Here is an 11,827-nt window from a genome sequence, read left to right on the forward strand (position 1 = left end):
GGTCTATCGTCTCCCTGTGCCCGTCCGGGCGATCCTATTCCGCGTCCTTGTCGGCCGGTCCGGCGAGCGCGCGCAGCAACTCGGGGTCTTCCAGAAGGCGTTTGACATGCGCCTGCGCCTTGGGCTTCGAGTTCAGGTAGCGCTTCAGTTCTGCCAGGTGCTCGCGCGCTTCCAGCAGCTTCTTCATCGCCGGAACCTGCCGGGCAATCTGCGTCGGTTCGAGATCCTTCATGCTGGAGAACCGCAGTTCCACGCCCAGCTTGTCGCCGGCCTCGGTGTCGATGCGGTTGTCGACCGTCAGGCTGAGCCCGGGCTCGACCGAGGCCATGAGATCGTCGAGCGTGTTCTTGGTGACAGGGCGGAATTCGCGTTCGCCCACGTCTTCCTTGTCGACGCCGGGGTTGTTACCGGACAGGTCCGCCATGACGCCCATGACGAACGGCAGTTCGACCATCTTTTCGCTGTCATAGGGATCCTGATAGGCGATCTGGACCCGCGGCGGCCGGTTGCGCTTGATGTATCCAGACCCTGAATCGGCGGCCATGCGTAACTCCTGAAGTCGGAAATTTCTCAATCTAAAGGAATGAAACCGCCAATTTTACCTTGAGTCAACGATCCTGAGGGGTAGGGTCAGGGATTCCCTAAGTGCTCCGCGCCGCGCCTCATCCCTCGGGGTCGGGCAGAAGCTCGTCCAGGATCGACTGGAAATCGCGGTTCAGGTATCCGCGCGCCCTCGCCAGCAGCATCGGCACGGGGCTGGACCGTTCCACGGCGCGGAACCACTCCTCGACGGATCGCAGCGCCGCGGCGGCCTCGGTCGAACTGGTCACGCTGATTTCGGGGCCGGGATCGGGCTCTGGCGCCGCGTCCTGCGCCTCGTCGGCGGCGCTCGTCAGTCCCCGCAGCCGGTCCATGCCCAGGAGGAAGCCGCCCGGGCCGAGGCTGATGCGCGCCGAACCGGCCTTTTCCGGCATCAGGGTCTCGATCGCCTCGATCAGCGGGCGGCCGATCAGCAGGCGCGCCTGCGTGACCAGCAGAAGCGCCGCCGACGAGGGCTCGTTGCGGCGGTAATAGGCTTCGCAGGCCTCCAGCAGGCGACGGGCATGGGCCTGGCTGACGACCTTGGGGCCGGGCAGGTCGGCCACCCTGGCCGGGGCGGCCGCCGGCGCGTCGCCGGGCGCGTCCGCCCTGGACTCGTCCCTGGGCCCGGCGTCGGCCTGCGGTTCGGGTGCCGCGGCATGCAGGTCGCTGCGGACCTCCGAGATGGCGGCCAGCATCTGGCGGACGGTATCGGCGACGCCCGAGAGGTCGGGCGTGAAATTGCCGCCGCCCTCTGACTTGCAGGCTGCTGCCAGTCGGGTCAGTCCGTCGCGCAACCGGACGAGTTGTTCATGCGTTTGCGTGACGGCCTTTGCATTCGCCTCGGAGCGCAGCGCATCCAGCAGCGGTTGCAGCTTGATGTCTTCCTCGAAACTGAACGGCGTGGATTCCTCGCGCGCGACGCGGATCTTGCGCAGGGTCACGTCGGTGGTGCCGGTCAGGCCATGGAATTGCAGCGGCAGGACCATCGTGTGCAGGTTGCTCAGCCCGTTCAGGGCGCGTTTGCGTTCGTCGGGCTTTTCCGGCTGCACGGCCGGGCCGAAGGTCTCTAGCAGCGCAGCGCAGGCCGCGATCGTGTCGGCCAGTTCGGGCAGGTTCGCGGTCAGCGCTGCCCATTGCGCCCGCAGCACGAGGTAGCGCAGGTCGCGGCTGCGCAGCAGCAGATCGTCCAGCGACTTTGCCTCGGTGCGAAAGTTGATCTCGGACCGGTCGAGCAACGTATCGCCGACCTCGTTCCCGACCCCGCCGCGCATGACATACTGTTTCGGCAGGCGCCCGTTCGAGGCGAGGTAGATGTCCATGAAGCCCGCATCGCGGCTTTTCTTGAGGTCCTCGCCGCAGGGCGCCTCGGCCGAGACGGGTTCCAGAAGGGGTTCGATCTTCATGCCCTTGCCTCCTCAGCCTTTCTTGCCATCGCTGCCGTCGCGGGCGCTGGCCTGCGCATAGGTCCGGGCAAAGGCCTGGAGGAACGCATCGAGGATGCCGTTCTCGCCAACCTGTGCCTTGGCGTCCCAGCGTTCGACATACAGTCCCCAGTGACGCCCCTTGCGCCCGCCGCCCAGCAGGTTGCCCGACCCTTCGGCGGCGGCCTCGATCTCGTCCGGGGACAGGCCCTTGAACACCTCGCGCAGCGCCGGTTGCAGGGCGCGAAAGATCGCCTCCTGGTGCAGGCGCACGTCCTTGAGCGCGTCGTCAAAGGCCTCGGGCCCGTCCATGAAACCGGGGCGCGGCGAAAAGAACATCGCCTCCAGCGCCTCGAGGCTATCGGGCAGGAATTTCATCGGGTTGTTGGCCGTCGCACTCAGCATGGTGCGGGTGCCGCCACGGGTGAAGGCCTTCACGTCGTCGCGCGAGCGCAGCATCAGCATGATCTCGTCGACCGCTCCGCGCAGGCTGCGGCCCAGGTCGAACATCACCTCAGCGCTGTTGGCGTTTGCCGCCAGTGACGGGTCGAGGCCGGCGCCCTCGCAAAAGGCGCGCAACGCGGCCTGCGCATCGCCGCCGCCGACACCGGGGCGCGGCGCCTGTGGTTGCCCGGCCTCCGGTCGCGGCCTCGGTGCCGGAGGTGGGCTGTAAGGCGGGGCCGAAACCTCGGGCGGGCGGGGTGCGGGCCGGTAGGGTTCCAGCGAGGGTTGCGGCACCGCACGGGGTTCCGCGGGGGGCTGCGGCGGAATCGAGCGGTGATCGGGTGCGGGGTCGCGGGCGTATGGGTCGTTCGGCGGTGCCGGCGCCTGCGGGATCGACTGCGGCACATAGGGCGGTTCCGACGGTGCCGGCGGCGGTTCGGGAACGAAGGGCGGTTGCGGCGTGGACGGTTCCAACGGGGCGGGCCCCCATGTCCATTCCGGCGCCTGGATGCCGGAATGGCGAGGCAAGCCTCCCTGCGGAAAGCGCGGCACCTGGAGGCCCGAAGTGCCACCCTGCGTCGGGGCGCTCTGCACGCCGGGGCGCTGCACGGGGATGAAGGCGCTGCCCGCGTCATCGACCCGGGGGCGCGACAGGCCGCCCGGGCGCTGCTTCGTCTCGACCGGGTCGAGGGGGCCGCCTACCGCGTCCCACGGGTCTTCGGGCTCGTCCATGGGCATGGGCGGCTCTGGCGCATAGGGCATCGCGGGCGCGACCGGGATCGGTTCCGGCTCGGGCTCGGGCGCAAGATTGCTGACATGCAGTTCGGCGAGGATGATGTAATGCCCAACGACAAAGCGTTCGCCCCCGCCGAGGCGCAGCGGCCCGGCCAGCCGGTGGCGCTGGCCATGCGGATAGGTGCCGTTGGTCGAGACATCGGTGATCCAGTAGGCGCCGTCCTGGTAGCTGATGTCGAAATGGTGCCCCGAGATGGTCTTGGACGGGTCGGGCAGGACCCAGTCCATCCCGCCGCGTCGCCCGACGCTGGCGCCATGATACTCCAGCCGGATCCAGGTGGGTCCGCCGTTGTCCAGCTGGTCGAAGTTCTCGATTCTCAATACAAGTGTCATCGCCGCTCGTTGTGCATGACGGGCGCCGGGTTGGCCTTTCCCGGCGAGGGTCCGTCGTCTGTTCAGAACCGGAACAAGGCCGCGGCCTGGTCGATGAAGCGCGCCAGCCGGACCGGGCGCTGGCTCATGTCTGCCCGGGCGAGGCTGGACAGGACGGCCGAGTTGATCGCCTGTGGCGCGCGATGCAGCAGCACCTGCGCCGGATCGTTCGGCGCGATCGGCCCGCCGGACCAGCCCACCGCCAGCCCGAGGAAGACCTGCGGCGTGCGCGACCTCGCGTAAAGCGCGGTGCGCATCGCGCGAAAGCGGTTTTCCGAATCCGGGTTGGTCATCCAGGTCGCCACCAGTTCCATCAGCTCGCGATCCGCCGCCGACAGGTCGTCGCTCGACAGGCGCAGGCATTCATAGCCCCACCAGATCGCCATCTTGGGCACCAGCGCGAAGGCGGTGAAGGTCACCGCCTCTTCCGGCGTGGTGGACCCGCGCAGGCGCTGCAGGTAGTCGATGTTGCGTTCGCCCTCGCGCGGGCGGTGCTGGGTCATGCCGCGGACGCGGGGCAATCCGGCATACAGCTCGGCCGGCGTGTCGAAACGCAGGGCCGAAACGGGCGGCTGGGTCTTTTCGCCGCCGTCCTCGTTGTCCGCCAAGGCGGCCTGATCGTCGAATTCGCTGGCCATGACATGACTGTTTCCGCTGTTTGACATCAGGTCAACAGCTTCTGCGGGTCCGGATCAAGCCCCGCGACTGTTCGCTGTCAAAGATATGAGGCGGAAAAGGGCCGTCAGGCGGTGCGAGAAAAGCGGAACAGGCTTTGCTGGATATAGTTCGCACCGGGCTCCAGCCGGACCGGGGGGAAATCGGCGCGGTTCGGCGCGTCGGGCCAGCCCTGCGGTTCAAGCGCCAGCCCGGCGTTGTGGCCATAGGGGCGGCCCGTGTGGCCGGGCCAGGGCGCGGTGTCCATCCGGGCGGCGGAATAGACCTGGAGTCCCGGCTCGGTCGATTGCAGGTCCATCCGGATGCCACCTGCCTCCAGCACCGCGTGGGGCCGCAGAGGCCCGCGCGTTTCGGCGATGCAGAAGTTGTGATCGACGTCGGGATGCGGCGCGCGAGGTTGGCGGTGGTCGAAGTCGCTGCCGTCCAGCGACACCGGGTTGGTCGGGATCATCCGCGCATCGACGGGCAGGTAACGGTCGGCATGGATCGTCAGCCTGTGGCGCGACAGGTCTGCCGTGCCGTCGAGGTTCCAGTATCCGTGGAACGCCGGGTTGAACAGGCAGGGCGCGGCCGCCTGCCCGCGAATCGTGATTTCCAGCGTGGCCTCGTCGCGCAGCGCATAGGTCGCCGACACCGCGATCGGGCCGGGAAAGCCGCCCAGCCCGTACGGATGGTCGATCTCCAGCGTCACGCTGGTTTCGGACGCCTCGGTGATCCGCCAGTTCCGCTGTGAGAGGCCCGTTGATCCGCCATGCAGTGTGGTGGCGCCGCCCTCGTTGCGGTCCAGCTCGCAAACCTGCCCGTTCAGTGTAAAGCGCCCGCCCGCGATGCGGTTCGCCACCGGGCCGACAATGGCGCCGTAATAGCGCATCGCCTGCGGATAGGCGTCGAAGTCAGGGCTGCCCAGGAGCAGGCTGCGATCGACCGCGCTTAGCCGGAAGTCCTGAAGGCTGGCGCCCCAGGTCATCACCGCCGCATTTCCCCAGTCCGCGCGCAATTGCACGCACTGAACCGGGCTGCCATCGGGGGCGGTGCCGAAGCGATCAGTCATGTCAGGCGGGCGCGAACAGGTCTTTGTAGCGGTCGCGCAGGATGTTCTTCTGCACCTTGCCCATCGTGTTGCGCGGCAACTCGTCCACCACGATCAGCTTGCGGGGATGCTTGAACCGCGCAAGCCTCTGCGAGGCGGCTTTCTGGATCGCGTCCAGGTCGGGCGTCGCACCCGGTTCCGCCACCAATACGCCCAGCACGGTTTCGCCGAAATCCGGGTGCGGCACGCCGACCACGGCGGATTCCATCACGCCGGGCTGGTCGTCGAGAACCAGTTCGATTTCCTTGGGATAGATGTTGTAGCCGCCCGAGATTATGAGATCTTTGTTGCGGCCGACGATCACGACGTATCCGTCCTCGTCGATCCGGCCAAGATCGCCGGTTATGAAAAACCCGTCCGCGCGCAGTTCGGCGGCGGTCTTTTCCGGCATCTGCCAGTAGCCCTTGAACACGTTGGGGCCGCGCACCTCGATCTGGCCGACTGCGCCCTGCGGCAGGGTCGCCCCGGTCTGCGGGTCGGTGATCTTCAGGTCAACGCCCGGCAGCGGGAAGCCCACGGTGCCCGCGCGGCGCTCGCCGTCATAGGGGTTCGAGGTGTTCATGTTGGTTTCCGTCATCCCGTAGCGTTCGAGGATGCGGTGGCCGGTGCGTTCCTCGAACCGGATGTGCGTTTCGGCCAGCAGCGGCGCGGACCCCGAGATGAACAAACGCATGTGACCGGTCAAATCGCGGGTAAAGCGCGGATCGTCCAGCAGGCGGGTGTAGAAGGTCGGCACGCCCATCATGGTCGTGGCGCGGGGCATCTCGGCGATGATCGTGTCGAGGTCGAATTTCGGCAGGAAGATCATCGACCCGCCCGCCGACAGCGTGACGTTGGTCGCCACGAACAGCCCGTGCGTGTGGAAGATCGGCAGCGCGTGCAGCAGAATGTCAGCGTCGGAAAAGCGCCAGTGTTCCGCCAACGTCTCGGCATTGGACAGCAGGTTGTCCTGCGTCAGCATCGCGCCCTTGGACCGCCCCGTGGTGCCGGAGGTATAGAGGAACGCGGCCAGGTCGCCGCCGCTGCGATCTACCGTGTCGAAGGCGTCGGACTGGCCCGCCGCGATGTCTGTCAGGCTGCCCGAGCCATTGGCGGCCAGCGTCTCCAGCCGTGCGCCAAGGCCTTGGGCCACCGGGCGCAGCCCGTCGGCGCCCGAGGGGTCGCAGACCACCAGTTTCGCGCCGCTGTTCTCGATGAAATAGGTCAGTTCATCAACGGTGTAGGCGGTATTGAGCGGCAGAAAGATCACGCCGGATTGCGCGCAGGCGGCGTAGATCGCCAGCGCCTCGGGCGATTTCTGCACCTGCACGGCGAGGCGATCACCGGGCTGCAAGCCGCATTCCGTCAGCGCATGGGCGATCCGCGCGGCCATCTTCAGGAAGGCGTCATAGCTGATCGCTTCGGCACCCGGCCGGTGCAGGAAGGCGTCCTGCCGGCCGGCATGTTTTCCAAAGAGGCGGTCGTAAAGCGGGTTGGGCATCGTCACTGTCCCTTTTCGGCGGCCAGCGCGCGGATCTCGGCCGACTGGGCGACCTCCTGCGCGGTGGCGAAACGTTCATGGTTCTGGGCGGCTTTCGACAGGTCGTATAGGTAATTCACCATCGCCCCGCCAGACTGCTTGCGCCCCTTGTCCGAGGTGTCGGCCCCGGCATGGACCGCGTGCACCTGCGCGCCGTTGCCCAGGTGGAACCGCGCCACCGGGTCCAGCGGCGAGCCGTCGGGGCGCTTGGCCTTGACGAGGTAGCGCGCAGCGAGGCGGCGGAGCGCCTCGTCGTCCTTGGCCTTCAACCCTTCGGCCTCCATCCAGCGGGACAGGCCCGGGATGGGCGAAAGCGTGACGAAGGTTTTCAGCGCCGGCAGTTCGGCGGACAGGTCGGCCGCGACCTGCTTGATCAGCGAATTGCCGAACGAGATGCTGGCCAGCCCCGCCTGGCAGTTCGAGATCGAGTAGAACACGGCGCATTTCGCGTCCCTCGCGTGCATCGCCTTGCGATCCTCGGCTAGCAGCGCCTGGATCGAGCCGGGCACGCCGTCGGTCAGCGCGACCTCGACGAAGATCAGCGGTTCATCCGGCATGGCGGGGTGAAAGAAGGCGAAACAGCGCCGGTCCGCCGGTTGCAGGCGTCGGCGCAGGTCGTCCCAGCTGTCGATGGCGTGCACGGCCTCGTAGGCGATGATCTTTTCCAGGATATGCGCCGGGCTTTCCCAGCTGATCGGCCGCAGCACCAGAAAGCCGCGGTTGAACCAGCTGGCAAAGAGGTGTCGGAAATCCATGTCCAGCGCCATCAGCGCATCGTCGCCCCGCCCCAGCCGCAGCAGGTCGGCGCGCATGGCGACCAGCGCGCGGGTCGCGCCCGGCACCTGATTGAGGCGGCGGATCAGTTCCTGCCGGGGCGGCTCTGCGGCCTGCATCAGGGCGCGGTAACTCGCCTTGTCCTCGCCCTTTTCATAGACCTCTAGCGCGGCGCGCAGGGCAGCGGGGTCGATGGTGCGTTCCCTTGCCAAGTGGGTGAAGAAGGCGCGCTTGGCCGCGTCGTCCATCCCGGCATAGCGATCCAGGATGGCGCGCGCCGCCGCCTGCCCCGTCACTTCGCCCGAGGCGCCGATCAGTTCGGCGGTCAGGTCGGGCAACGGGCGGCTGTCCACCCGGCCCAGGCCGAACGGCACGTAACGCCGCTCGAACACGGTGGACAGGATGTCTGCGAACAGGCTCATTGCACCGGGCCCATCACCATGTCGGGCAGGCCGGTCGCCAGCCACGGGAAGAAGCACAGCAGAACGATCGCCACAACCATGCACAGCACGAAGGGCAGCGAGCCGACGAGGATCGTGCGCAGCGAGATGTCCGGCGCGATGCCGTTGATCACATAGAGGTTCAGGCCGACCGGCGGAGAGATCAGGCCGATTTCCATGTTGATCGTCAGGATCACCGCGAACCAGATCGGGTCGAAACCGGCTGTGGTGATGATCGGCAGCAGGATCGGCGCAGCCATCAGGATCACCGCGACCGGCGGCAGGAAGAAGCCCGCAACCAGCAGGAAGAGGTTGATCGCGCCCATCAGAACCCAGCGGTTCACGTCAAGCGTGCCGATCCATTCGGCGATCGCCTGGGTGATGAACAGGCTCGACAGCATGTAGCTGAACACGCCCGCGGCAGCGATGATGAACAGGATCATCACCGACTCGCGCGTGCTGTCGCGCAGAACCACCCACAGGTCGCGCGGGTTCCACAGCCGGTAGATCACCACGGCGATGACGATGCACAGCAGCGCGCCCACCGCGGCGGTTTCCGATGGCGTGGCGATGCCGCCATACATGGCATAGAGCACGCCGATGATGATCAGCAGGAAGGGCACGACGCGCGGCAGGATCTCGAATTTTTCGCGCCAGGTGTAGCTGCCCGAGGACAGCACATGCGCGTCGCCCGAGCGCCACGTCGAATAGAGCGACCAGGCCATGAACAGGCCCACCAGCAGCAGGCCGGGAATCACGCCCGCAAGAAACAGCCGGCCGATCGAGGTTTCGGTCGCGATGCCGTAGACGATCATCGTCACCGAGGGCGGGATCAGGATGCCCAGTGTGCCGCCCGCCGCGATGCTCCCAGCGGCGACGCCGTCGGGATAGCCGCGCTTGCGCATCTCGGGGATGCCCATCTTGCCGATGGCGGCGCAGGTTGCGGGGCTGGATCCGCTCATCGCGGCGAACAGGGCGCAGGCGCCGAGGTTCGACACGACAAGGCCGCCCGGCACGCGGGTCAGCCAACGCTCCAGCGCCTCATAGAGGTCTGCGCCCGCGCGGGTCGAGGCGATGGACGCGCCCATGATGATGAACATCGGGATCGAGAGCAGCGCGAAATTGTCCAGCTTGCCGAAGAAGATCTCGGGCATCAGCGACAGCGAACGCAGCCCGTCGAAGACGATCAGGAAGCCCGCCGAAACGACCAGCAGGCCGGCGGCGACGGAAATCCCGGAAAACAGGACGAGGATGGTGAACAGCGCGACCAGCGCGCCCAGAACCAGCGGATCCATCAGTCGGCCCTTTCTGCGGTGTGGTCGATCAGGCTTGTGTCAGGGTCGAGCCCGAACGGGTGGTCGATGCCGGTGGCCATGGCGTAGAAATCAGCGGCCAGTTGCAGTGCGTAGATGCCAAAGCCCACGGGCAGCGCCAGGTAGGGCACCCAGAGCTTGGGGTTCCACGGCGTGTTCGAGGTCTCGCCCCAGTCCCAGGCCTCGTGCCAGAACTCGTAGCCGTGCCACAGCATGAGGCCCACCACCGCCAGCGTCAGCGTCAGCACCAGGGCGGCCAGCGCCATGCGCAGGCGCGGCGGCAGCATCAGCGGCAGCAGGTCGACGTTTACGTGGCCGCGCAGATACTGGACGTAAGGCAGGCCCAGCATGGTCGCGGCGATCATCAGGTAGGTGACGCCCTCGGTCTGCCAGACGGTCGATCCTTCCAGCACGAAGCGGATGAAGATCATCTGGCAGGTGATGGCGACGGAGGCGACGATCATCGTCGCGGACACGATCCCGCACAGCTGGCTGAGCCAGCCGATTGCGCGCAGAACCGGGTTGCCGCCGTGTTTCGCGGCGGCGGTGGCATGGACGGAACCGGACATCGGTGCCTCTCGGTCGGTGCGGGGAATTGGGATGCGGGCCAGGGTGTTCCCCGGCCCGCGCGCGGATCACTCGACGCTCAGCGCGAGATCCAGAAGGGCCTGGCCCTCGGCGCCGCCTTCGAGGAACGACTTGTAGGCCGTTTCCTGCGCCAGCGTCCGCCAGGCGTTGAACTGCTCTTCGGTCATCTGGGCGATCTCGACACCATTGTCGGCAAAGACCTTGGCCGCCTCGGCGTCCTCTTTCTTGGCCTCTTCCAGGTAGAAGGCCTCGGCCTTGGCGGCACCGGCCAAAAGGGCCTGCTGCTGCGCCTCGGTCAGGCTTTCGAACTTGGACTTGTTCATCATCAGCGGCTGATACATGAACCACAGCGCATAGTCGCCCGCCGGGGTAAAGCACTTGGTCTGCTCATACAGGCGGAAGCTGACGAAGGACGAGGACGAGGTGTTCACCGCGTCCAGAACGCCGGTCTGCATCGCGTTGTAGACTTCGGACGAGGCCATCGACGCGATCGAGGCGCCGGCACCGGCCAGCATTTCCTCGAACGACTTGCCGGCGGCGCGCATCTGCAGGCCCTGCACGTCCGCGGGGGACGCGATGCACTTGTCCTTGCCAGCGAAACCGCCTGCCAGGTAGCCGTGCACCAGGACCATGATGTCGTCCTCGGCCATGATCCCCTCGACGGCTTCCATGAAGGGCGACTCGTTGAGGCGCGCCGCGTGGTCATGATTCTTCACCAGGCCGGGCATCAGGGTCAGGTTGTAGGCGTTGCGCAGGCCGCCCGCGTAGGACAGCGGGAACACGATCATGTCGACCTGGCCGCGCGACAGCGGCTTGTATTGCTCGCGCGCCTTGAAGAGCGACTCGGACGGGAAGATCTGGATCTCCAGATCGACACCCGCGGCGGCAACCTCGTCGGCCACGATCTGGGCCACCTTGTGGCGCACGTCGCTGGTCGAGAACTGGTGCGACAGACGCAATTCCTCGGCGCTGGCGACACCACCCACCATCAGGGCAGCCGCGGCCGCCATAAGCACGTTTTTCATATCTACCTCCCTTGGCAGTCCGATTCGGATTCGGATGCTGCCCCTTGCTGTCATGGCTTGTGTTTCAGGTCAAATGTTTTGTATACAAGAATGGCAGTCTTGTAGGCTGCGCCAGCCATACAGGGCAGTCGTCATGGAAAGAAAACGCGCCGATATCATCGCTGACGAGCTGGAGGCGATGATCCTTGACGGCACTTTCGCCGACGGCGCCCGCCTCGACGAGGTGCAACTGGCGGCACGGTTCGGCGTGTCAAGGACGCCGCTGCGCGAGGCGCTGCAACGCCTGATCCTGTCCGGCCTGGTCGAGCAGCAACCCCGCCGCGGCGTCTTCGTGAAACAGCCCGGCCCGGTCGAATTGCTGGAGATGTTCGAGGTCATGGCCGAGCTTGAGGCGACCTGCGCCCGGCTGGCCGCATCGCGCATCAGCGACAAGGCGCTGGCAGCCCTGCGTGACACCAACGCCCGTTGCGCCGAGGCCATGGAGAACGGCGATTCAGACGGCTATTACGCTGAAAACGAACGCTTTCATCATTTGCTGTATCACGACTCCGGCAACAGCTTTCTGGAAGGCGAGTGCCGCCGCCTGCAACGCCGGCTCAAGCCGTTCCGACGCTTGCAGCTGCGCCTGCGGGGCCGGATGCGGCAGTCTCTGACCGAGCATGGCGCCGTGATCGCGGCGCTGGCCGCCGGCGATGCAGACGCTGCCGCGCGCGAGGCGCGGCAGCACGTGGCGGTGCAGGGCGAAAAGTTCCACCACCTGATCGCCAGCCTGAAGGCCGCCGAATAGCC

General features: G+C 66.8%; 11 protein-coding genes. 1 reads left to right on the plus strand and 10 read right to left on the minus strand.

All coding sequences use genetic code 11. The features are described from left to right. Nucleotides 1–34: 34 nt before the first annotated feature. The 10 genes from tssB to dctP all read right to left on the minus strand — a co-directional run bounded on the left by tssB (nucleotide 35) and on the right by dctP (nucleotide 11,038). Nucleotides 35–544 carry a type VI secretion system contractile sheath small subunit gene (gene tssB, locus KB874_RS05405; RefSeq protein WP_212535537.1) on the minus strand — a complete coding sequence of 170 codons (510 nt, stop codon included), beginning with the start codon at nucleotides 542–544 and terminating at the stop codon, nucleotides 35–37. Nucleotides 545–662: 118 nt separating this feature from the next. Further along, nucleotides 663–1,985 carry a type VI secretion system protein TssA gene (locus tag KB874_RS05410; protein WP_212535538.1) on the minus strand — a complete coding sequence of 441 codons (1,323 nt, stop codon included), beginning with the start codon at nucleotides 1,983–1,985 and terminating at the stop codon, nucleotides 663–665. Between the two features lie 12 nt (nucleotides 1,986–1,997). Beyond that, entirely contained in the window at nucleotides 1,998–3,575 is a 1,578-nt protein-coding gene (gene tagH / locus KB874_RS05415) for a type VI secretion system-associated FHA domain protein TagH (RefSeq protein WP_212535539.1), read from the minus strand. A 62-nt stretch (nucleotides 3,576–3,637) separates the two neighbouring features. Beyond that, the gene (locus tag KB874_RS05420; RefSeq protein WP_212535540.1) at nucleotides 3,638–4,252 is read right to left on the minus strand and encodes a DUF6931 family protein; all 615 of its coding nucleotides are present in this window, start codon (nucleotides 4,250–4,252) and stop codon (nucleotides 3,638–3,640) included. Nucleotides 4,253–4,356: 104 nt separating this feature from the next. Continuing rightward, nucleotides 4,357–5,340, minus strand: coding sequence for an aldose epimerase family protein (locus KB874_RS05425; RefSeq protein ID WP_212535541.1), 984 nt, complete (start codon nucleotides 5,338–5,340; stop codon nucleotides 4,357–4,359). Between the two features lies 1 nt (nucleotide 5,341). Beyond that, the gene (locus KB874_RS05430; protein WP_212535542.1) at nucleotides 5,342–6,859 is read right to left on the minus strand and encodes a malonate--CoA ligase; all 1,518 of its coding nucleotides are present in this window, start codon (nucleotides 6,857–6,859) and stop codon (nucleotides 5,342–5,344) included. Between the two features lie 2 nt (nucleotides 6,860–6,861). Beyond that, the gene (locus tag KB874_RS05435) at nucleotides 6,862–8,094 is read right to left on the minus strand and encodes a malonyl-CoA decarboxylase (RefSeq protein WP_212535543.1); all 1,233 of its coding nucleotides are present in this window, start codon (nucleotides 8,092–8,094) and stop codon (nucleotides 6,862–6,864) included. Next, nucleotides 8,091–9,407 (minus strand): TRAP transporter large permease, encoded by a 1,317-nt coding sequence (locus KB874_RS05440; protein ID WP_212535544.1) that lies wholly within the window; start codon nucleotides 9,405–9,407, stop codon nucleotides 8,091–8,093. Before KB874_RS05440 ends, KB874_RS05435 begins: the two co-directional genes overlap by 4 nt. Then, nucleotides 9,407–9,994, minus strand: a complete 588-nt coding sequence (locus tag KB874_RS05445; protein WP_212535545.1) for a TRAP transporter small permease subunit — start codon at nucleotides 9,992–9,994, stop codon at nucleotides 9,407–9,409. Before KB874_RS05445 ends, KB874_RS05440 begins: the two co-directional genes overlap by 1 nt. Nucleotides 9,995–10,060: 66 nt before the next feature. Next, the gene (gene dctP / locus KB874_RS05450) at nucleotides 10,061–11,038 is read right to left on the minus strand and encodes a TRAP transporter substrate-binding protein DctP (RefSeq protein ID WP_212535546.1); all 978 of its coding nucleotides are present in this window, start codon (nucleotides 11,036–11,038) and stop codon (nucleotides 10,061–10,063) included. A gap of 133 nt (nucleotides 11,039–11,171) precedes the next feature. Here dctP and KB874_RS05455 point away from each other — a divergent pair, with 133 nt between their 5' ends. Continuing rightward, on the plus strand, nucleotides 11,172–11,825 hold the full coding sequence (locus KB874_RS05455) for a GntR family transcriptional regulator (protein WP_212535547.1): 654 nt from the start codon (nucleotides 11,172–11,174) through the stop codon (nucleotides 11,823–11,825). The last annotated feature ends 2 nt before the right edge of the window (nucleotides 11,826–11,827 follow it).

This window comes from Thetidibacter halocola (assembly GCF_018224955.1).
Taxonomy (GTDB): domain Bacteria; phylum Pseudomonadota; class Alphaproteobacteria; order Rhodobacterales; family Rhodobacteraceae; genus Thetidibacter; species Thetidibacter halocola.

Coding starts and splice junctions, on each gene's coding strand:
- KB874_RS05435 (WP_212535543.1), bottom strand. CDS start 8,094: ATGAGCCTGTTCGCAGACATCCTGTCCACCGTGTTCGAGCGGCGTTAC.
- dctP (WP_212535546.1), bottom strand. CDS start 11,038: ATGAAAAACGTGCTTATGGCGGCCGCGGCTGCCCTGATGGTGGGTGGT.
- KB874_RS05410 (WP_212535538.1), bottom strand. CDS start 1,985: ATGAAGATCGAACCCCTTCTGGAACCCGTCTCGGCCGAGGCGCCCTGC.
- KB874_RS05455 (WP_212535547.1), top strand. CDS start 11,172: ATGGAAAGAAAACGCGCCGATATCATCGCTGACGAGCTGGAGGCGATG.
- KB874_RS05420 (WP_212535540.1), bottom strand. CDS start 4,252: ATGGCCAGCGAATTCGACGATCAGGCCGCCTTGGCGGACAACGAGGAC.
- KB874_RS05430 (WP_212535542.1), bottom strand. CDS start 6,859: ATGCCCAACCCGCTTTACGACCGCCTCTTTGGAAAACATGCCGGCCGG.
- KB874_RS05440 (WP_212535544.1), bottom strand. CDS start 9,407: ATGGATCCGCTGGTTCTGGGCGCGCTGGTCGCGCTGTTCACCATCCTC.
- KB874_RS05445 (WP_212535545.1), bottom strand. CDS start 9,994: ATGTCCGGTTCCGTCCATGCCACCGCCGCCGCGAAACACGGCGGCAAC.
- tagH (WP_212535539.1), bottom strand. CDS start 3,575: ATGACACTTGTATTGAGAATCGAGAACTTCGACCAGCTGGACAACGGC.
- KB874_RS05425 (WP_212535541.1), bottom strand. CDS start 5,340: ATGACTGATCGCTTCGGCACCGCCCCCGATGGCAGCCCGGTTCAGTGC.
- tssB (WP_212535537.1), bottom strand. CDS start 544: ATGGCCGCCGATTCAGGGTCTGGATACATCAAGCGCAACCGGCCGCCG.